16 protein-coding genes are annotated in these 19,716 nt (G+C 66.6%); 9 read left to right on the top strand and 7 right to left on the bottom strand.

Annotated elements, in window-relative coordinates:
* Position 1: 1 nt before the first annotated feature.
* Positions 2–964, top strand: a complete 963-nt coding sequence (locus tag ACOGXA_RS04760) for an electron transfer flavoprotein subunit alpha/FixB family protein (protein WP_419926136.1) — start codon at positions 2–4, stop codon at positions 962–964.
* A 7-nt stretch (positions 965–971) separates the two neighbouring features.
* Here the strand turns inward: ACOGXA_RS04760 and ACOGXA_RS04755 are convergent, their stop codons facing one another.
* From ACOGXA_RS04755 to ACOGXA_RS04745, 3 genes are read right to left on the bottom strand one after another with little or no spacing between them, the layout of a single operon-like run.
* Positions 972–1,727: an SCO1664 family protein gene (locus ACOGXA_RS04755; RefSeq protein ID WP_419926135.1), complete on the bottom strand. Its 756-nt coding sequence runs from the start codon at positions 1,725–1,727 to the stop codon at positions 972–974.
* Positions 1,728–1,740: 13 nt separating this feature from the next.
* Entirely contained in the window at positions 1,741–2,232 is a 492-nt protein-coding gene (locus ACOGXA_RS04750) for a DUF3090 family protein (RefSeq protein ID WP_419926134.1), read from the bottom strand.
* Positions 2,229–2,873: an MSMEG_4193 family putative phosphomutase gene (locus ACOGXA_RS04745; RefSeq protein WP_419926133.1), complete on the bottom strand. Its 645-nt coding sequence runs from the start codon at positions 2,871–2,873 to the stop codon at positions 2,229–2,231. The genes ACOGXA_RS04750 and ACOGXA_RS04745 overlap by 4 nt, the downstream gene beginning before the upstream one ends.
* Positions 2,874–2,984: 111 nt before the next feature.
* On the opposite strand from ACOGXA_RS04745, the gene ACOGXA_RS04740 reads away from it, so the two are divergent.
* Complete coding sequence (locus ACOGXA_RS04740; RefSeq protein ID WP_419926132.1) at positions 2,985–3,653, top strand: uracil-DNA glycosylase; 669 nt, start codon at positions 2,985–2,987, stop codon at positions 3,651–3,653.
* Positions 3,654–3,706: 53 nt separating this feature from the next.
* A complete protein-coding gene (locus tag ACOGXA_RS04735; RefSeq protein ID WP_419926131.1) occupies positions 3,707–4,072 on the top strand; it encodes a hypothetical protein in 366 nt (121 codons plus the stop codon).
* Between the two features lie 34 nt (positions 4,073–4,106).
* Here the strand turns inward: ACOGXA_RS04735 and ACOGXA_RS04730 are convergent, their stop codons facing one another.
* Positions 4,107–5,237, bottom strand: a complete 1,131-nt coding sequence (locus ACOGXA_RS04730; protein WP_419926130.1) for a Coenzyme F420 hydrogenase/dehydrogenase, beta subunit C-terminal domain — start codon at positions 5,235–5,237, stop codon at positions 4,107–4,109.
* A gap of 185 nt (positions 5,238–5,422) precedes the next feature.
* Here ACOGXA_RS04730 and ACOGXA_RS04725 point away from each other — a divergent pair, with 185 nt between their 5' ends.
* The 6 genes from ACOGXA_RS04725 to ACOGXA_RS04700 all read left to right on the top strand — a co-directional run bounded on the left by ACOGXA_RS04725 (position 5,423) and on the right by ACOGXA_RS04700 (position 15,515).
* A complete protein-coding gene (locus tag ACOGXA_RS04725) occupies positions 5,423–5,977 on the top strand; it encodes a hypothetical protein (protein ID WP_419926129.1) in 555 nt (184 codons plus the stop codon).
* 33 nt (positions 5,978–6,010) lie between these two features.
* Positions 6,011–7,423, top strand: a complete 1,413-nt coding sequence (locus ACOGXA_RS04720; protein WP_419926128.1) for a flotillin family protein — start codon at positions 6,011–6,013, stop codon at positions 7,421–7,423.
* 146 nt (positions 7,424–7,569) lie between these two features.
* Complete coding sequence (locus ACOGXA_RS04715) at positions 7,570–8,070, top strand: hypothetical protein (RefSeq protein ID WP_419926127.1); 501 nt, start codon at positions 7,570–7,572, stop codon at positions 8,068–8,070.
* 52 nt (positions 8,071–8,122) lie between these two features.
* Positions 8,123–10,867, top strand: a complete 2,745-nt coding sequence (locus ACOGXA_RS04710; RefSeq protein ID WP_419926126.1) for an ABC transporter permease subunit — start codon at positions 8,123–8,125, stop codon at positions 10,865–10,867.
* Positions 10,868–10,869: 2 nt separating this feature from the next.
* On the top strand, positions 10,870–11,973 hold the full coding sequence (locus ACOGXA_RS04705; RefSeq protein WP_419926125.1) for an ATP-binding cassette domain-containing protein: 1,104 nt from the start codon (positions 10,870–10,872) through the stop codon (positions 11,971–11,973).
* A complete protein-coding gene (locus ACOGXA_RS04700) occupies positions 11,970–15,515 on the top strand; it encodes an ABC transporter ATP-binding protein (RefSeq protein WP_419926124.1) in 3,546 nt (1,181 codons plus the stop codon). Before ACOGXA_RS04705 ends, ACOGXA_RS04700 begins: the two co-directional genes overlap by 4 nt.
* 18 nt (positions 15,516–15,533) lie before the next feature.
* On the opposite strand, the gene ACOGXA_RS04695 is transcribed toward ACOGXA_RS04700, so the two are convergent.
* From ACOGXA_RS04695 to ACOGXA_RS04685, 3 genes are read right to left on the bottom strand one after another with little or no spacing between them, the layout of a single operon-like run.
* A complete protein-coding gene (locus ACOGXA_RS04695) occupies positions 15,534–17,387 on the bottom strand; it encodes a hypothetical protein (protein ID WP_419926123.1) in 1,854 nt (617 codons plus the stop codon).
* A gap of 42 nt (positions 17,388–17,429) precedes the next feature.
* Positions 17,430–17,807, bottom strand: coding sequence for a hypothetical protein (locus ACOGXA_RS04690; protein ID WP_419926122.1), 378 nt, complete (start codon positions 17,805–17,807; stop codon positions 17,430–17,432).
* On the bottom strand, positions 17,804–19,618 hold the full coding sequence (locus tag ACOGXA_RS04685) for a flavin-containing monooxygenase (RefSeq protein ID WP_419926121.1): 1,815 nt from the start codon (positions 19,616–19,618) through the stop codon (positions 17,804–17,806). The genes ACOGXA_RS04690 and ACOGXA_RS04685 overlap by 4 nt, the downstream gene beginning before the upstream one ends.
* Positions 19,619–19,716 lie beyond the last annotated feature (98 nt).

Below are 19,716 nucleotides of genomic sequence, written 5' to 3'. Positions count from 1 at the left end.
TATGGGAACCATCTGGGTGTTTGCTGAGGCCTCGGGCGGCAAGGTCGCCTCGATCAGCCTGGAGTTGTTGACCAGGGCCCGCGAGTTGGCCGACACCGTGGAAGCAGTGGTGGGCGCGGCCGGCGAGCCGGTGGCTGCCGAACTCGGCGCCCACGGGGCAACCACGGTGCACGCCACCGGCGATCTGGGTGACGGCCTGGCCGGGCCGGCGGTGGCTTCGGCCATCGCGGCGGCCATCGAAGGGGGAGGAGGCCCCGACGCGGTGCTGTTCGGCACAACTTACGACGGCAGAGACGTGGCCGGACGGCTCTCGGTGAAGCTGGGCTCGTCGGTTATCACCAACATCGTCGAGCTGGAACGAGCCGACGGAGCATTGGTCGGCACCGAGCCGGTTTTCGGCGGCACGGTCAACGTCAGCACCTGTTTCAACCGGCCGGGCGTCGGCCTGTTCCTAGTCCGCCCCAAATCGTTCGCCGCAGAGGAGAACGGAGGAGCCCCAGCGGCGATATCGGCGCTGCCGGTACCCGATCTGGGCGCCACCGGGGCAGCCCGGGTGGTCGACCGCTTCGCCGAGGAATCCAGCGGGCCCAAGCTGGACGAGGCCGGCGTGGTGGTCTCCGGCGGACGGGGGTTGGGCGAGGCCGAGAAGTACGCCATGATCGAGGATCTGGCCAAGCTCCTCGGGGGAGCGGCGGGCGCGTCGCGTGCCATCGTGGACGCCGGCTGGGTGCCCTACTCCCATCAGGTGGGCCAGACCGGCAAGGTGGTCAAGCCCGACGTTTACGTGGCCTGCGGTATCTCCGGGGCCACCCAGCACATGGTGGGAATGAAGGGCTCCAAGAACATCATCGCCATCAACAAGGACGCCGAGGCCCCCATTTTCGGCATCGCCGACCTCGGCGTTGTCGGCGACGTACACAAGGTGCTGCCCAAGCTGATCGAAGCGCTGCAAGCCCGCGCCTGACGCGGTCTCAAACCAAAGGCCATGGGTGGCGGCGGCCGCTGGGGTCGGTGGGGAACCGGGCTTCTCCTACCAGTGCGCCCCACCGGGTCAGCAGGGCATCTCGCTCCAGCAGAGTGAGCAGGCCGGCCACCTCGGTGGGCAGGCCCTCGTCGAGCAGGCGGGCCAGGTCGTCGGCCAGTTCAGCGGGAAGGGGATCGCCGGCCCATTCCCAGATCACGGTGCGCAGTTTGAACTCGCAGTGGAACGACAGTCCGTTGTCGACGGCGTAGAGACGCCCGTCGTCGCCGAGCAGTATGTGGCCGCCCTTGCGGTCGGTGCTGTTGATGATGAAGTCGAACGCGCAGAGCCGCTGGAACCACCGATGGTGAGCGGGCTCTTCCCGCAGGGTGAAGTAGTGCTCGTCGTAGTCGGTGGGCACGTAGAGTTGCACCGAACCCTCGCCCAGCGGTCCATCTCGCCTGACGGTGGGGGGGATCAGCCCCCAGCCCAATGCTCGCGACAGTTCGAAGGCGGCGATTTCCCGCTTGTGCAGTCCGGCGGGGAAATCCCAAAGCGGTCGCTCGCCCCGCACTGGCTTGTACACGCCTTGGACGACGGGGGCGCCGGGAGCGTGAACGTCGACCAAGAAAGTCATGTTGGAACTCCACGGCATCCGCCCCAGCACGTCTAGTTCACCGGCACGCAGCAGGTCGACGGCCGCATCGTCGGAAATCGGGGGCCGCTCCCGGAACGGCGACTCGGTTCGGGGTTCAGGGGTGTTCACTGGAGATGGTCCGCTAGTTGGAGCAGGCACACCAGCCGCCGTCGTCGTTGAGCGGAGCCCCGCAGTAGCGGCAGGGGGGCCGACCGGCGCTCACCACCTCTCGGGCGCGGGCCACGAACCCGGCAACCTGGCCTCGGGTGATGTGGAACCGGGCGGTGGCCGGTTCGCCGGGGTCGTCTTGGGACGGCACCTCGGTGGCCATGATCAGCAGGCGGTCGGCGTCTGCGTCATAGCCGATGCCGATGTCGCCCACGGCCCATTCGGCTTCCACCGGGTCGATCAGGCCTAAATCGGCTTCGGGCAAGATGGCATCAGGATCGTCGGCGATCTCCCGCAGCGCCCCAGCCAGATACTCGGCCAACGCGGCCACCTGCTGTTTCTCCAACTTCAGCGTTACCAGCGTGCCGGTGACCCCCGCCTGAAGGTAGAAAACCCGCTGGCCGGGAGGGCCGATGGTGCCCACCGTGAAGTGCTCGAGGCCGTCCAGGTCGAAAGAGGCACTCATGACGGGACCAGCGATTTCAAGTCGGCAGTGCTGTTCACGGCCAGCACTAGCGGGCCGTCGGCGCCATAGAGAATGGCGGTGATCGAGCAGGGGGACACTGTGATCCTCTGGAACATGTCCAGGTGGGCGCCTGAGGCGTGCGACACCGCGGCTTTGATGGTGTCGGCGTGCGACACCGCCACCACGGTGGCGCCGGAGTGGCGTGCGGCCAGCGACTGCGCCGCGCCGGTGATCCTGGCTTGCATCTCAGCGAAAGACTCTCCGCCGGGAAAGCGGAAGCCGCTGGGGTTGTGCTGCACCTGGCGCCAATCGCGCCGGCGGCGCAGGTCAGCGAGCCGGCGGCCGGTCCATCGACCGAAATCGCACTCGTTGAGGCTGTCTAGCACCCGCACCCGGCGTCCCACCGCCCGGGCGATGGGCGCAGCGGTCTCACGTGCCCGCTCCATGGGAGACGCATACACCGCCCCGATGCGCTCGGCCCCCAAAGCGGCAATGCGGGCCGCAGCCTGATCGGCCTGCTCCCGGCCCCGGTCGCTGAGGTGCAGGCCCGGCGCCCGCCCGGGCAGCACGGCGCCGGTGGTGGGGGTCTGACCGTGGCGCACGAACAGCACCAGGGTGGGCTTTCCGGTCTTGCTGGTCATTTGCCTTGTGGATTCTCTTCCTTGTCGGGAAGTGCCGCTCGCCAAGCGTCGCCGGCCATTGCTCTCTCACATTGCCGGTGACTTATTCGCTCGTCCTCTAGCTTGCCTTGAATGGATTCATTTGACGAGTTGGCCACCGATGTGACCGCCTGCCGGGCCTGTCCCCGGCTGGTGGCCTGGCGGGAGGAGGTTGCCGAGGTCAAGCGGGCCTCATACCGGGATTGGACGTACTGGGGTCGGCCAGTGCCAGGATTCGGCGATCCTGAGGCCCGTATCGTGGTGGTGGGACTGGCCCCCGCGGCCCATGGGGCCAACCGCACCGGTCGCATGTTCACCGGCGACCGGTCGGGCGACTTCCTTTATGCCTCGCTGCACCGGATGGGCCTGGCCAACCAGTCCAACTCCTCCCATAGGGAAGACGGGTTGGAGCTGAACAACGTGTACATCACCGCACCGGTGCGGTGCGCGCCTCCCCAGAACAAACCGACCCCGGCCGAGCGGGACGCATGCCGCCCGTTTCTGGTTCGCGAGCTGGCCTTGTTGAGCCGGGCCCGGGTGTTCGTGGCCTTGGGGGCCATCGGCTACGCAGCAGTGGCCGCCGAACTGCGAGTGAGGCCTCGGCCCAAGTTCGCCCACGGCCTTGAGGCAGCCGCCCCCGGCGGCCGCGTCGTGGTGTGCTCTTACCACGTGAGTCAGCAGAACACCTTCACCGGTCGGCTCACCCCCGACATGCTCGACGACGTGTTCGCTCGGGCGTTGGAGATGGCCGACTCGGCGTAAGGCCGGGATTGGTTCGCGACCGCCGGGAATGGGGCGATACCGTTGAGGCCGTGATGAGAGCCCGTTTGCTAGCAGTGGTGGTCGCCTTGATTCTGGTGGCCGCCGCCTGCGGCAATTCCGGCGCCCCCACCTCTTATGCCGACAACCCCGCCGACTACCGAGGCGAGCCCGACGTCGGCCAGGCCGAGCGCAACTTCCGCGACGGCTGCGAAGAGGCAGGCCGCAATGATCTAGACGAGCAGGTGAGAGCCAACCTGGCCGAGGTGTGCAAGTGCGGATTCGACAAGATCAGAGACGCGCTGACCTTTGAGGAGTTCAAGGAGCTTGACGACGACCTCCGCAGCAACATCAACGCCGACCTGACTGAACAGGTGAACCTGATCATGCGCCGGTGCATCCTGGAGGAGTCCGGGATCTAGCCGGCCCGGCGCGACGCCGGCGTCCAGACGGGGCTCAGACCCCCAACCGGACTGCGCTCTCGGCCCAGCCGGGCCAGCGCTGGCGGCTCTTGGCGGCGAGCTTGTGCATGAGGGCCACCGCTCCCGGGTCGTCGTCTCCCGGCCGAGCCTGGATCACCCCGTGTTCCAGCATGGCGTTGATGACGGCCCGGCCCAGCTCGGTGCGGACCACAGTGAGGGTCCAGTCGGTGGCGTCGCCGATGCCGCCGGTGGAGATGTCTGCGTGCTCTGCGGCGAAGTCGGGGCAGAGGTTGCATCCCTCCCGAGTCCAAGCGTGGCACTCTTTGAGATTGATCTCGTGGTAGTCGCCGTTCTTCATCCACACCTGGAACGCTCCCTTGACGTTCATTTTGGCGATCTGGTCGGTGGGCAGACCGTACTTCACCCAGAACAGCTCCTCGAACATTGAGTCGTCGAAGGTCTTGGAGCACAAGAGCCCGATGTTCAGCTTGATGGGACGGCCCACCTTGCCCACCTTGCGGTTCCACATCACCGGGCCGATGGAGCTCTGGCAGCTCATGCCCACCAAGGCCAGCCTCTGGAGCCCCTGCTCTTTGGCCTCCCGGTAGGCCAGCGGGTTGGCCGAGTAGGTGTAACGGCTGCCTGCGCCCCGCAGCACATCCTCCCGGTTGACGGCCAGCCCGGGAACCGCCTTCCAACCATCTTCGTCGCCTCCCTCCAGAAATGAGGTGAGGGCGCCGTCGATCACATCGTTTTCCAGGCACCAGATCAAGATGGCCGACACCAGCCCGCCATCCTGGCCCAATTCGTACACATATTCGTCCGATGCCCGCACCAGCAAGATATCGCTGTAGATGCCCGACACCTCGTCCTCGGTGCGGATGCGGCCGAACAGGTGTTCATCGGCCTCAGCCTCCCAGGTGCGGAACCGAGGGCAGGCCCGGGTGCAGGAAGTACACCCCTTCTGGCCATGGATGCAGTCGGACAGGCCAAGCTCTTCTTCGAGATGGAAGGGCTTGTACTGGCCCGGCTCGTGTTTGTAGCCGATCACGTCGTGGGGGCAGGCGATCACGCAGCCGGCGCAGCCGGTACACAGCCCCGAGTCGATGACCTCCTCGTAGAGCTCTTTCCACTGGTGGGTCCAGCGAACCTTGGCTTCGGCCATGGGGAGACTTTGCCACGCCGAACACGGCATTCGGTCATTCAAAGCCCATTTGCCCTGCAAGAGGCTTTGGGGGAGGGGCAGGGGTAAATCCACTGCAACGCCGGTAGGATGCCCCTCATGTAGGCCCGAAGCGCATATCCCATGCCGGAGTGCGCACAGGACGACGAGTTAGGAAGGTCTGACAGATGGGTGACTGGTGGGAAGGTCTGACCGGCGACCTCCAGGTGTTCTATCTGATCGGCATCATCGCCGGCGTCTTTCTCATTCTCCAGCTTCTCCTATTGGGCTTCGGCGTCGGTTCCGACCTCGATATCGACCTAGACGACGAGGGGGCGGGAACGGGGTTCTTGTCCTTGCGGAGCCTAACGGCGTTCTTCTTCGCTTTCGGCTGGACCGGCGTATTGATGAAGGAGGCGGACAGCTCCACCCAGGTCTCGGTGATCGTGGCCATCGCAGTGGGGCTGGCGGTCTTCTTCGCCGTGGCCTACATGTGGCGGAAGTTCTCCCAGATGGAGGAGAGCGGCTCGGTCGACTACCAGAGCGCGGTCGGCATTGTCGGCACCGTGTACCTCCCAATCCCGGCCAACCGCTCCATGCCTGGCAAAGTCGAAATCCTCATCCAAGGACGGCTCCGAGTGATCGATGCCTACACCGACTCCGACAGCGATCTCCCGGCTCAGACCCGTGTCACCGTGATTTCTGTGGTGGATCAGTCCACCGTCCTCGTCGAACCCCTGTAACTCATACCTGGATAAACCCGAAAGGACTCGTTGATGGCTGCTATAGCCCTTGTTGCCGGCCTAATTGTCATTCTTCTCATCGCCTTGCTGTGGGTTTCCTCCCGCTACAAGCGATGCCCATCCGACCGCGTGCTGGTTATCTACGGTCGGATAGGCGGAGAGGGTCAGTCGGCCCGATGCCTCCACGGCGGAGGCGCGTTGGTGTGGCCCGTTGTCCAGGGCTATGCCTTTTTGGACCTCACCCCCATCCCCATCGAGATAAAGCTCCAAGGCGCCCTGTCCCAGCAGAATATTCGGGTCAACACGCCGGCCACTTTCACGGTGGGCATCTCCACCGAGCCCGGTGTGATGCAAAACGCCGCCGAGCGGTTATTGGGGCTGAGCCTGGTTGAGATCGAGAACCTGGCCCGGGACATCATCTTCGGCCAGATGCGGGTGGTCATCGCCACCATGCCCATCGAGGAGATCAACGCCGATCGGGAGAAGCTGATCACCAACATCACAGAGTCGCTGGAGATCGAGTTGCGCAAAGTGGGCCTGCGGCTCATCAACGTCAACATCCAGGACATCACCGACGAGTCGGGCTACATCGATGCCCTGGGCCGGGAAGCGGCCGCCCGTGCCATCAACGAGGCCAAGATAAAGGTGGCCGAGCAAGAGCGCGACGGCGACATCGGCGCGGCCGAGGCCCAGAGGGAGCGGCGCATCAAAGTAGCCCAGGCCAATGCCACCGCCACCGAGGGGGAGAACGAATCCCAGGTGGTGATCGCCCAGTCGGACGGCGAGCGCCGCCAGCAGGAGGCCGAAGCCGAGCGGGCCGCGGTCACCGCCGAACGGGTCACCCAGGCCCGAGCCGCTGAGGAGTCGTTTGCCGCCGAAGGCCAAGCCGAGCAGGCCAGGGCCTCTCGTGACAAGGCATCGCAGGAAGCCGACATCGTGGTGCCCGCCGAGGTGGAGAGGGAGCGGGTCCGCACCCTGGCCGAGGCCGAGGCCGACCGCATCAGGCTTGTCAAGGGCGGCGAAGCCGACGGCCAGCGCCTGCTCATGGAGGCCGAGGCGCTGGGCTTGCTGGCCCTACTCACCCGACGGGCCGAGGGTCTTGGGGCGCTGGTGGACAACGCCGGCGGCAATCCCCAGCTAGCTGCTTTGCTGCTGATCGCCGAGCAGATGCCGACCCTGGTGGCCGAGCAGGTCAAGGCCATCTCCAACCTGAAGATCGACCAGATCACGGTGTGGGACTCCGGCGGCAGCGACGGCAATTCCGGCAACAGCACCGCCAACTTCCTGTCCGGCCTAGCCGGCTCCCTGCCCCCCATCCACGATCTAGCCGCCCAGGTGGGGATCAAGCTCCCCGCCTATCTCGGGGAGTTAGACGACGAGACCGCCGTCGAGCGTCTGCGTGAGATCGCCGACGAACTCGGCACCGACGACTCTCCCGACTCCTAGCCCAAATCTCGTTGGCGTCCAACGGGGCGCCGCCCGCGACGACGTAATGTTTACGTCTGAGTACGGCTCATAGCCCTGCACAACAGGGTGGCGCACCGGTGCGGCGGCATCTGTCCCGGTACGCATCGAGATCGGAGCGGGCAGAGATGACCGAGGCAGCGGCAAGCCCACCCAAAGCGACCACGACCATTCCCGCTGGGCGCCAGAGCGCCGGCCTTGCGGTGATCGTCGCCCTGGCCGCCCCAATCCTCGCCGCATGCGCAGGGCCATCGATCGACTCCTCGGGATGCGACGTCGCGCTCATCGCCACCATGGAGACGCTGGACGCGGGCCTTACCGAGGACGGGATGCTGCGCCACGGTCGCGCCCACGAGCGGGCCGACGGCGAGTTCTTCGTAAGCGCCGAGCTGCTTCCCGCCGACAAGGACGACGACTTCGACGGCGACATCCTCACCTGGTTTACCGAGGATCCCGCGGGGGCTGACTTCTTCTCGGTGGACGAGCACGCCCGCGACCGTTCGGACTGGAAAGAAGCCGATTTCGGCGTGAGCGAGGACGGCGCGATCACCTCCCGCGGATGCGTCCTCGCCATTCGCGGCGAGCCGGAAAACGACGAGTGCCAAGAGCGCCGGGAGGAGTTCTGTTGAGCTCGCACACTCCTGTTCGCCATGCGCGCCGCCGAGCGTTTCGAGTGCGTCTGTGAGCCAGCTGAGCTCGCTCGCTCTTGTTCGCCACGGGCGCCAGGCGGTGATCTGGGGCGCTGCGCTCGGCGCGCTCCAGTTCATCTGGCCCACGCCGCCGGGCGTGATCGTTCAGGGCGTGGTGGTCGGCTCGCTCACCGCGCTGTTGGCGTTCGGCCTGTCGCTTGTCTATAAGACGAACGGAATCATCAACTTCGCCCAGGCCGACCTGGGAGTGGTGCCGGCCACGGTTGGCCTGTCGCTGCTGAGGGACTGGGACTGGCCGTACTTCGTGGTGCTCCCGATCACGATCGCGGTCGCCATGGCACTGGGCTCGGCGGTGGAGTTCCTAGTGATCCGCAGGTTCTGGAAGGCGCCGCGCATCATCCTCAGCGTCGCCACGATCGGCCTCGCCCAGATGCTGCTCGGCATCGGCTTCTACATCCCGACGCTATTCAGCGACGAGGACGGATTGGCGCTCCTGCGCTTCCCGAGATTCAGCCCGCCAATCGACTTCACTTTCGAGATCGATCCGATTGTCTTCACGGTCAACGACCTGCTGGCGATGATCATCGTGCCCGTCACCATCTTCGGCCTCATTGCGTTCCTCAACCGGACCGGTGTGGGCACCGCGGTGAGAGCCAGTGCCCAGAGTCGAGACCGCGCCTCGCTGGTGGGCATCGACGTGCGGGGAACCCAGAACGTAGTGTGGATCATCGCCGCGGTGCTGGCCGCCGTGGCCATGGTGCTGCGGGCGGGAATGTTCGGACTCCCACTCGGCCCCGCCTTTGGACCCGCGATCCTCCTGCGGGCGCTCGCCGTGGCAGTGATGGGGCGGATGGAGAACTACTCGGTGATGTTCGTCGGCGCCACGTTCCTCGGCGTGCTGGAGACGGCCATCATCTGGAACGAGGACACCGCGGCGCTGATCGACCCGGCACTGTTCGTGATTGTCGTCGTGGTGCTCTTGTTCCAGCGGCGGGTCCGCGGCCGAGCCGAAGCCCAGGCCGAGGGATCGCAGGTGGAGACCGCGTCGGTGAAGAAAGTCCCCCGCAAGTTGGCCTCTCTCCCAGAGGTGTTTTGGGGTGGATGGCTGGCCAAGCTGGCGCTGATCCTCGTCTTGTTGTGGCTGCCGACCGCGCTCGGCGACACCGACACCAACTTCGCTTCGGCAGTCATGATCTACGGGGTCATCGCCGTGAGCATGGTGATCCTCACCGGCTGGTCCGGAGAGATCAGCCTCGGCCATATGGGCTTCACCGCCATCGGCGCAGCCACCGCGGCGGTGGTGAACGTGCACTACCAGTGGGACCTCACCCTCACTCTGCTGCTGGCCGGGGTCGTCGGGGCGGTCGCGTCGGTGATCGTCGGGCTGCCGGCCCTGCGCATCCGCGGGCTCTTCCTCGCGGTGACCACACTCGCCTTCTCGGTCGCGACCGCGTCGTTCCTCCTCGACGAAGACCGGTTCACGTTCCTTCCCGACAACATCGGCGAACGGGTCACCCGGCTGCCTCTTTTGGGGCAGATAGACGTGTCGAGCGAACACGCCTTCTACTACGTGTGCCTCGCCGCGCTCCTTGCCGTGATCTGGACCGTGGGGCGCCTAGAGGCAACCCGCACAGCGCGGGTCCTCCGGGCGGCCCGCGACAACGAGGACAACGCCCAGGCGTTCGGCGTGAACCTGACCCGGACCAAGCTGATGGCGTTTGCCATCTCAGGTTTCTACGCCTCTTTGGCCGGGGGGCTGTTCACGCTGCACCAGCAGGCGCTCGGCCAGGGCTCGTTCTCTCCCGCTGAGAGCATCCGGATCCTCACGATGGTGGTCATCGGCGGTCTCGGGTCGGTGCCGGGCGCGATCCTCGGCGCGGTGTTCCTCCAGGGCACCGAGTTCTTCAGCGACGACATCCCTGCCGATATCCGGCCGCTGTGGCTGTTCGCCAGCAGTGGCGTCGGCCTGCTGGTGGTGTTGATGTTCCTGCGCGGGGGACTCGGCGGGCTGCTGTACGAGGTCCGTCGGCGTTTGCTGGCCATCGTGGCCTTCCGCCGCCAGATCCCGGTTCCCAATATCTTCGCCGACCAGCGCATCGACGACCACGGCGAGACCGCCGGGCTCGGGTACTCGGCGCCGGTTGCCGTGTCGAGGTCGCCTCGACGCGACGCGGAGGGCGTGTTCTGCTATCTGCCGAGCAGGCAGGCCCCGCCCACCGACTACTTCTCGTTCCCCGACATCCTCATCGGCGACGATCACGACGGCTCGCTGTTGAGCGTGCGGTCGATCGACGTGTCGTACGGGCCGGTGCAGGTGTTGTTCAGCGTCAGCATCGAGGTTGCTGAAGGCGACTTCGTGGCGCTGCTGGGAACCAACGGCGCGGGAAAATCCACCGTGCTGCGGGCCGTCTCCGGGCTTTCGACAGCAGACGGCGGGTCGGTGTCGTTCGAGGGGGCCGACATCACCACGATGGCGCCGCACCGGATCGCCGCGCTGGGGATCGCCCACATGCCCGGCGGCAGGGGCGTGTTCGGTTCCCTCACCGTCGCCGAGAACATCGACCTGGGCGGATGGCTGCACCGCCGCGACAAGCAGCACATGGAGCGGGAGACCGCCCGAGTGCTCGAAGTGTTCCCGGGCCTCGGGGAGAAGCTGAACGAGCCCGCCGCGAACCTGTCCGGCGGCCAGCAGCACATGCTCGGCGTGGCGATGGCGCTCATGGCCAAGCCCCGGATCCTCCTCATCGACGAGCTGTCGCTGGGCCTTGCCCCGTAGTGGTGGAGCAACTCCTCGACGTGGTGCGTGCCTTGAACGACGACGGAGTCACGATCGTGGTGGTCGAGCAATCCGTGAACGTGGCGCTGGCAATCGCGGAAACCGCGTTCTTCATGGAGAAGGGCGAAGTCCGCTTCCGGGGACCCACGAGCGACCTGCTGGAGCGCGACGACGTCCTCCGGTCGGTGTTCTTGGGCGGGGCCGCGGCAGACGCGTCGCAGCGGCGACGGCCGGAGGGCGCCGCCACCGGGGCCACCACCGCGCCGCGGCTCGAAATCGAGGGACTGTCCAAGTCGTTCGCCAGAAACTGTGCGGTGGATCGGGTCTCGCTCCGAGTGGGCGAGGGAGAGATAGTCGGCCTCATCGGGCCGAACGGCGCGGGGAAGACCACGGTGTTCGAGCTGATCTCGGGCCTCCAGACCCCCGACGAGGGAAGGGTGCTGCTCGATGGGCGCGACATAACCCCCCTCTCGCCCCATCGTCGGGCTCTACTGGGGCTCAGGCACTCGTTCCAGGACTCCCGGCTTTTTGGATCGCTCACCGTGGAGGATGTGTTGAAAGTGGCCCTCGACCAGACCATGGCCTCCCGCGATCCGGTAGCCGCCGCTCTCGGATTCCCCGAAGTCCGCAGGGCCGAGAACCGCCTCCAGCACCAGGTCGACGAGCTGATCGGGGTGCTCGGGCTCGACGCCTACCGGGAGAAGTTCGTGTCTGAGCTGTCCACCGGAACCCGGCGGATCGTCGATCTGGCGTGTCAATCAGTGGGCGCGCCCCGGGTGATCCTCTTCGACGAGCCCTCCTCGGGTATCGCCCAGCGTGAGGCGGAGGCACTCGGGCCGATGTTGGAGCAGATCCGCGACGACACCGGCGCGAGTCTCCTCGTGATCGATCACGACATGGCTGTGCTGGCGTCGATCTGCGATCGGATGGTGGCCCTCAATCTCGGCGCCAAGGTGGCTGACGGCGTCGTGGGCGAGGTTCTTGAGGATCCCGCGGTGATCGCCTCCTACCTCGGTGGGTCTCGCTCTGCCATCGAGCGATCTGCCATCAAGCGATCCGGCGGGGTGATCGAGGGGCATGATCCCGACCCCAGCAGGGCGACATGACCAGGCTCGAGTCGATGCGGGAGCGAGCGGCCACCACCGCCACAGCGGCGCGCCGGTCGCTGGTGTGGATGCTTCTGTCGCGCCAGAGGGGCCCGGTGCGCGCCGTGCTCGCCTTGATAGTCCTGCACAGCATCTTGACCCTCATGATCGCCCAGGCGGTGGTGAAACTGGTGGACAACGGCATCGTCGACCAGGCCGCCCCCATCGGGCCCTATGTGGCACACATTGCCAAGCTGGCCCTGCTGGCCTTCATAGTGGGCTTTGCCAGCCGCCAGATGACAGCCCGGATCGGCTATCAGCTGGAGTACGACCTGCGGGCCTGGCTCTACACCCGGGTGCAGTGGGCCGACCTCCGCATGCCCAAGCAGATGGCCACCGGGCAGCTGGTCACCCGGTCGATGACCGACCTCAAGATGGTGCAGCGCATCATCCAGTTCCTCCCCTCCATCGTGACGCTCGCGCCAGCCACAATCGCCCTGCTCGTATACCTCGCGTATCTCAGCCCCCCGCTGGCGGTGATCGCGTCGCTGGCGCTTCCCTTCAACCTGTGGGTCCTCTCCAAGTTCCGGGTGCGCCTGTGGGGGTTGAGCTGGGCAGAGCTGAACGAGCGAGCCGAGGTTGCCTCCGCCATCGACGAGCCCGTCCGCGGGGTGCGGGTCATGCGGGCGTTCGGGCGCGAGGAGCACGAACGGGAGCGGCTGGGGGCCACGGCTTTGCGGGCCTACCGCTACTCGATGACCCGGGTCCGGCTGCTGGCCCGCTACGACATTCTGCTCAAGGCCGTTCCCCTCCTCGTCAACGCGCTTGTACTGGTGGCTGGCGCGCAGCTCATCGCCGCGGATCAGCTGTCGGTGGGAGTGTTCCTCGTCACCTTCCAGGTCGCGGGATACGTCATCGCCATCGCCCAGTTGCTCGATGAGCTGGCCAGCTCCTGGCAGTTCTTGCGCACCGCCCAGAGTCGGCTAGCCGAGGTGCTCTCGCTGGGCGCCCGACCCACCGAGGGCCGGCCCGCCGCCAGCCGTTTCGAGTCGATCGAGCTTCGCGACGCAGGAGTCTCCTTTGGCTGCACCCCGGTGATCGACCGCATGTCGTTTGTGGCTCGTCCGGGCCAGATCGTGGTGGTGAACGGGCCGCCCGGCTCCGGTAAAACCACACTGGCCGGCTTGGTCGGAGGTCTGGTCGAACCGACGAGCGGAGAGGTGCTGCTCGACGGACGGCCGCTGGGCGAGCTCGACGTCACCACCATTCGCACGATGGTGCGCATCGTCTCCGAGGATCCGGTGCTGTTCTCTGGATCGCTTCGCCAGAACCTCGACCTCGGGGCGGTGTGGATGGTTTCCGACGACGAGATCAACGCCGCGGTCTACGCGGCGGGTGCCGACGACATCGTAGCCGGGATGCCCGACGGGCTGAGCACCCATGTGGGCGACCGGGGCCTCACGCTATCGGGCGGGCAGCGCCAGCGACTGGCCCTCGCCCGAGCGCTGGTGGCCCGACCCCGGGTGATCGTGCTCGACGACGCCCTGTCGGCCGTCAACCCCTCCCACGAGATGGAGATCATCCGCCGGGTGGCCGAGTTCCTGCCCGAGGCTGCGATCGTGGCGATCACCCGGCGCCCCGGCCCCGCATCGATGGCCGACACCGTGGTGCAGCTCGGCCGACCCGGCGCGACGGCCCCGCCCGCCCCCATTGCGGCCCCCGGGCAACAGGGCGACCGCGAGGTTGCGTCCGAGCTGATGGACGTCGTGCACTCGCTTGAGGTGAGCGAGGAGGCACCCATTGTCTCCGACGCCGAATGCCAGGTCGACGCCATGCCCCGGGTGCGGTGGCTGGCGGGAATCACCCTGTTCACCCTCTTCGCCGTGCTCATTTTGCTGGTGGTGAACTCCCTGGCCGGGCTCGGTCCCGAGATTCTCTTCGCCCAGGCCACCGAGTCGGCCGTGGACGGCGAGACGAGCGCCATCTACGGGATCGGGCTCGCAGTGGTCGCCGTCGGGGTCGGCTTCGCCGTCAGCGGCTACTTCGTGAGGATCCTGTCGATGAAGATCGCCCAATCGATCGGCTACCTGCTGCGCCGTCGCATCTTCTGTCGGCTCACCAACCTCGGCATCGACTTCTACGACCGCGAGCTGCCGGGCGAGGTGGCCACCCGGGTGGTCAACGACCTCGACACAATCCTCGGATTCGTGGGCGAGAAGCTGTTCCGATTCATCTCGAGCCTGGGCCGCTTCGCCGTGGGAGCTGTGGTGGTGATCGTCCTCGTCCCGCAACTGACCCCCACGATCATCGGCCTGATCGCGGTGATCCTCGCCCTTACCGCCGCCCAGCTCTACCTGGGCATGCGCGCCTTCAATCGGGCGCGCGACGACCTCGGCCGCACCGTTGCCACCTTCGAGGAGCACTTCGCCGGGCGCAGCGAGCTGCGGGGTTGCGGGGCAATCGACAAGGCGAATCGCCGGTTCGTCGAGGATGCCTGGGAGCTGCGCCAGAGCCGGAGGTGGGCGACCTCGATCGCCAACCTGTACTCGGAGCTCGTGGCGTTCATCACCCACGTGGGCGGGGCGCTCATCCTGTGGGGCGCGGGCCACGAGGTGCTCGCCGGCACGGTCGCGGTGGGCACCGCCCTGTCGGCTCGGCTCGTGGCCCAGCAGGCCCTTCAGCCCCTGTCGTACATGAGCTCGATCTACACCGAGCTGCTCGAGGCCCGAGTCTCCTGGCACCGCCTCGCAGAGCCGTTCGACACGCCGATCCTGCCGGTCGAGCGGGTCGGCGCGGCCCAGGCGGGGCCTCTCGATGGCGACGTGGCCTTCGAGGCGGTCGCCTTCGCCTACCCGCACACCGCCCGTCCCGTTCTCGACGACATCTCGTTCACGCTCCGGTCGGGCGCGGTGACCTGCCTTGTGGGGTTCACCGGCGCAGGAAAGTCGTCGATCACCAAGCTGCTCGCCCGGATCTACGACCCGACTGCGGGCCGGGTCCTCGTCGGCGGCGTCGATATCGCCGACCACGAATCGCGCTCCTACCGGCAAAGGCTCGGAATCGTCCCCCAGGACGCGTTCTTGTTCAAGGGCACCATCGGCTCCAACATCGCGTACTCGCGACCCGACGCCTCGCTCGATGAGATCGACCGGGCGGTGCGCGCCATCGGCGCCCACGACGTGCTCACCGGCCTCGACGGCGGCTACGAGCACACCGTCGACGAGGAGGCCCGCAACCTCACCGCCGCCCAACGCCAACTCGTGGCGCTGGCGCGGGTGTGGCTCGCCCGGCCCGACATCTTGGTGCTCGACGAGGCGACGTCCAGTCTCGACGGCCCGATGGAGGATCGGGTCCTCGAGGCGATCAGAGCCTTGGGAGTCACCACCCTCACCGTCACCCACCGCCAAAACGTGGCCCAGCACTCCGACCTCGCGATCGTGCTCGAGGCTGGCCGGGTGGTCGAGATCGGCCCACCGGACGAGCTGGTCGGGACCGGCAGCGCCTACGACCGCCTGTGGGCTGCGGTCGACGACGACAGCACGGAGGTCTCCAAAAGAGCGTGAGCTCCGCGGTCGGCTCGCCTAGCGCTCGTAGCTCGGCGGGGTGTCGTTGGGGGGATATTCGTAGAGGATGCCGAGGGCCGCGTCCGGATCGAACACCCTTGGCTGCTGTTCGGGCCACTCGCCGACTGCGTAGCGGCGCCCGTCGTCGACCTTCATGTATTCGCCGACCACAACGCGCCCGGTCGCCGTTGTGCGCTCGAACGCGGGATCCCACCACTTCTCGGTCATGTCGTCGAAACCGGTGTAATCGGTCCAGGGAAGCCGGCCGTCGCCAAAGGCTGCGCCTGGGGTGGTCACGCAGTCGCAGTACGACCCGAGCGACGGGGGCAGCGCGAAGCAGCCCTCGGTGAAGCTCTCGGCGGTGAGATCTGGTCCGGCGAGATGGAGACACGCCATGGGCCACTTCAGGGTCGAGAGGGAGAATCTCTCGGACAGCGAGACCGGCTCTCTGCCGTGGTGCCATTCGAAAAACACTGCAAGCGCGGTGGGCTGGTCGGCGACGCTCAACCCGATCGGACCCGGCCCGAAGGCGCGGGCCCACTGCTCCTGGTCGTAGCCGCGGGCAAAGAAGGCCGTGTCCTGGCCGCTGTAGCCGGTGATGATCCACTCCGGGAACCACTGCTGGTCGGTGGCAGCCGCGGTGATTGTCCTGGTGAACAAGTTGTCGGTCCCGGCGATCACCGTGGTGACGCCGGCATCCTTCATCCGGGCGGCGATCACCCGGGCTCGCTCCTGTCGCTGCGTGTTCTCGGCGCCCTCGTCGTAGCTCACCGCCTCCACGAGCTCGAAGCCGTTCTGTGCAGCCTGATCTTCCATGAAGTCCCTGCTCCACCGGTCGGTGTAGATCATCCCGATCCGCCGGGGCTCGCCGATCATGTCGTCGCCGGCCCACCGCACCGGATAATCGGCGACGCGTTTGCCGATGTACTCGGCCACGTGGAGCATCGTCACCCGGTCGTCGGCCAGGGCCGACCAGCGGAAGCCGGCCTGATCCTGGGTTTCCTGCCAGGAGACGCCCGTACTCCACACGACCACCCCTCGGGCCGCCATCTCGGCCTCGAAGATCGCCTTCCCCTCACCGGTGGTGGTGGCGTCGGTGGCGAGGAAGGGCTGGAAGTCGTTCACGGCCCGGGTGGCGTCGGCCCTCTGGGCGACCTCAGTTGATCCGCTCGCATCGATGAACTCGAGTCGGACCTGGCGGCCCCACAATTCGTAGTTCTGGTTGAAGATGTCGGCGCCGTCTAGCCAGCCGCGGGGGATGCTGCCGACGTTGTTGACGAACTCCGTCTGGCCGGCGTCCACCCTCACCGCCATGACAATCTCATCAGCGGTGACGCCCGGGGCCGTATTTCCACCATTGTCGGCGCCCGCAGGCCACTCGAGAACGCACGGAGGGGCGTCCACTAGGGGAACCCGTATCTTCCCGGTCTCCGGATCGCAGTGCGGGTTGGCCAGCGCTGCCCGGGACCCGATCCCTGGAAACTCGGGCTCGGCCGGCTCAACCGGCTCAGGTGAATCGGCAGTGGAAGTGTCGCCGTCGGCGGCGGGGGTGTCGACCTCACCGTCGCCCATCACGTCGCCGTCGTCCGTCGAGTCGTTGCCCGCGGGCTCATCGGCCGCTGGGGCCGCGGTGTCAACTTCACCGGCGTCGGTGTCGTCGTCCGCCGAGTCGTCGCCCGCGGGCTCATCGACCGCCGGGGGAGCGGTGTCGACCGACGCGTCGTCACCATCGTCGTCCCCGTTTCCGCCGCCGGTCACGACCAGCACGACGACCACTACGGCGGCTACCACCGCTATGGCAAGGTATGGACTCAGGCGGCGCAGAAGGCTCTTTTCCGGCGCTGTCTCGTCCGGATTTGCTGGATCGGTCATGTGGTGGGCTCCTCTCCGAGGCTCACGGCTGGTCTGGGCGGGTCACTCCTGCCCCGTGGTCGGCGCAATCAGGTACTCGTCGAACCGGGTGATCCGCCCGTTCGCCACCAGAGCCACCATGCACCCCGGGATCTCGATCGCAACACCCTCGGCGCTGGTCAAGCGGATCACGAACTGGCGCACGAAGCCGCGGTCGGTGATATGGCAGCGCACTTCGTCGAGCGTCATGTCAACGTTGTCGGCCTCCCACTTGGCGCCTTCGACGAGGGAGTCGACGGTGAGTTCTCGGCCCCCGAAGGAGCTGGTCCATCCCTGGAAGTCGAGGGCGAGGACCTCGCGGATGCCGTCTTCATCGGCGGCGGAGTAGGCGGCAAAGAACCGATCGGCTACCGCTTCGATGCTGGCCTGGTCGGTCGTCATGACTTACCTAGGATCTCTAGGCCGGCCAGTTTGTCGGCTGAGCGCCAGTCGCTGAGGAGCTGGAGGAACTCGATGGTGCCCGGGCCCAGGCCATAGGCGCCGTTTTGGGGGTTACGGGCTTGCCCCTCGTTGTTGTAGTACCCGGGTGTGCAGTCGCTGAGGCCCCCGCGCGCGTTGGCCTTCTCGAGGCACGCGGCCACCCAGGCGTCCTCGGCATCGGCCGCTGCCTCCACCGTCACCGCCCCCATCTCGCGGGCGCGGGCGATGATGTAGGCGAGGTGGGTGGCCTGCTCGTCGAGCATGTGCGTGTAGTTCACGGTGTTGCCCGATTGGCCGATGGACATGAGGAAGAGGTTGGGGAAGCCATGCATGTGCATGCCGTGCAGCGTGCGAAGGCCGTCGGCCCATTTCTCCATGAGCGTCTCGCCATGCCCGCCGATGATCTCGAATCCCCCCCGCTGCGATAGCGGGGTTCCAACCTCGAAACCGCTGGCGTAGATCAGGCAATCCACCTCGTACTCTTGCCCGTGGACCACCACACCCGTCGCCGTAATGCGTTCAACGCCTTTGCCCGACGTGTCCACGAGGGTCACGTTCGGACGGTTGAACGTGGGGAGATAGTCGTTGTCGATGCAGGGTCGCTTGCAGAATTGCCGGTAGTAGGGCTTGAGATGCTCGGCGGTCTCGGGGTCGTCGACAAGCTCGTCCACTCGCGCCCTGATCTGCTCCATCTTCTGAAGGTCGGCCAGCTCCACGGTGCGCTGTATGCCTTCTGGCGACATGTCGGCGCCGTCGCCCCCCCGCAAGAGCTTCATGATGTTGCCGATCAAGTCGGTCCAGCCGTCGTCGACCAGATCCTCCTCCTGGGGGACACCGGACACCAGCGCGTTGAAGTTGTCGCGGCGGTACTGGTGCCAACCCAGCGGCAGCGAATCGGCCCACTCGGGGTCGGTATCGGGATTGAGCTTGATGTCCACCGACGACGGGGTCCGCTGGAACACGTAGAGATGCTCGGCCCACTCGGCAATGCGGGGCACCACCTGCACACTGCTCGCTCCGGTGCCGATCACACCGACCCGCTTCCCGCTCAGACCGGTGAGGTTCCCCTCCTGATCGCCACCGGTGTAGTGGTAGTCCCAGCGGCTGGTGTGAAACGACTTGCCCTCGAAGTCCTCGATGCCGGGAATGCCAGGCAGTTTGGGCCGGCTCAACTGGCCGAGGGCGAGACACACGTACTGGGCCTTCATTTGATCGCCGCGGTCGGTCTCCACGATCCAGCGCGATGCGTCGTGGTCCCAGCGGAGCTCGGTGACCCGGGTCTGGAAGCAGGCGTCCCGGTAGAGGTAGAACTGGCGGGCTATCGCGTGGCTGTGGTCCAGGATCTCCTGTCCATACGAGTACTTGCGTTTCGGAATGTAGCCAACCTCTTCCAGCAGGGGGAGATAGACGTAAGACTCGACATCACAGGAAATGCCCGGGTACCGGTTCCAGTACCAGGTTCCACCGAAGTCGGACGCCGGATCGACGAATCGGATCTTGTCGAGGCCCTGCTGGCGCAGCCGCGCCCCGGCCAGCAGGCCGCCGAAGCCTCCACCGACCACGACGACCTCGACCTCGTCGCACAGCGGCTGGCGCGCGAAATCTGCGTCGGCCCAGGGGTCGTCGATGTAGTGGGCAAACGACCCCCTTACCTGGATGTACTGGTCGGGGCCGTCAGACCTCAGGCGCTTTTCGCGCTCGGTGCGGTACCGGTGTCGAATCTGGTCTAAGTCCGGCAAGGGATGCGACGGCTGGTCATCGGTGATGCTCATATGCTCCGTCCGCCATGGCCAACTTCTTAGTAATCTTGGTACATTAGCAAGAGTCGAGACAAGGAACAGGCCCGCAGGCACCCTATGCCGGACCTCCA

It is taken from the genome of Candidatus Poriferisocius sp., from assembly GCF_965208475.1.
In the GTDB taxonomy this organism is placed as follows: domain Bacteria; phylum Actinomycetota; class Acidimicrobiia; order Acidimicrobiales; family Bin134; genus Poriferisocius.
Note: the sequence above shows the minus strand (reverse complement) of the source record. Positions and strands in the feature narration are given on the sequence as shown.

What these genes read in the sequence shown, in the direction of transcription:
- ACOGXA_RS04735 (WP_419926131.1), top strand. Translation starts at nt 3,707, where the DNA reads ATGAGAGCCCGTTTGCTAGCAGTGGTGGTCGCCTTGATTCTGGTGGCC.
- ACOGXA_RS04690 (WP_419926122.1), bottom strand. Translation starts at nt 17,807, where the DNA reads ATGACGACCGACCAGGCCAGCATCGAAGCGGTAGCCGATCGGTTCTTT.
- ACOGXA_RS04760 (WP_419926136.1), top strand. Translation starts at nt 2, where the DNA reads ATGGGAACCATCTGGGTGTTTGCTGAGGCCTCGGGCGGCAAGGTCGCC.
- ACOGXA_RS04745 (WP_419926133.1), bottom strand. Translation starts at nt 2,873, where the DNA reads ATGACCAGCAAGACCGGAAAGCCCACCCTGGTGCTGTTCGTGCGCCAC.
- ACOGXA_RS04740 (WP_419926132.1), top strand. Translation starts at nt 2,985, where the DNA reads ATGGATTCATTTGACGAGTTGGCCACCGATGTGACCGCCTGCCGGGCC.
- ACOGXA_RS04715 (WP_419926127.1), top strand. Translation starts at nt 7,570, where the DNA reads ATGACCGAGGCAGCGGCAAGCCCACCCAAAGCGACCACGACCATTCCC.
- ACOGXA_RS04700 (WP_419926124.1), top strand. Translation starts at nt 11,970, where the DNA reads ATGACCAGGCTCGAGTCGATGCGGGAGCGAGCGGCCACCACCGCCACA.
- ACOGXA_RS04725 (WP_419926129.1), top strand. Translation starts at nt 5,423, where the DNA reads ATGGGTGACTGGTGGGAAGGTCTGACCGGCGACCTCCAGGTGTTCTAT.
- ACOGXA_RS04685 (WP_419926121.1), bottom strand. Translation starts at nt 19,618, where the DNA reads ATGAGCATCACCGATGACCAGCCGTCGCATCCCTTGCCGGACTTAGAC.
- ACOGXA_RS04720 (WP_419926128.1), top strand. Translation starts at nt 6,011, where the DNA reads ATGGCTGCTATAGCCCTTGTTGCCGGCCTAATTGTCATTCTTCTCATC.
- ACOGXA_RS04695 (WP_419926123.1), bottom strand. Translation starts at nt 17,387, where the DNA reads ATGACCGATCCAGCAAATCCGGACGAGACAGCGCCGGAAAAGAGCCTT.
- ACOGXA_RS04730 (WP_419926130.1), bottom strand. Translation starts at nt 5,237, where the DNA reads ATGGCCGAAGCCAAGGTTCGCTGGACCCACCAGTGGAAAGAGCTCTAC.
- ACOGXA_RS04750 (WP_419926134.1), bottom strand. Translation starts at nt 2,232, where the DNA reads ATGAGTGCCTCTTTCGACCTGGACGGCCTCGAGCACTTCACGGTGGGC.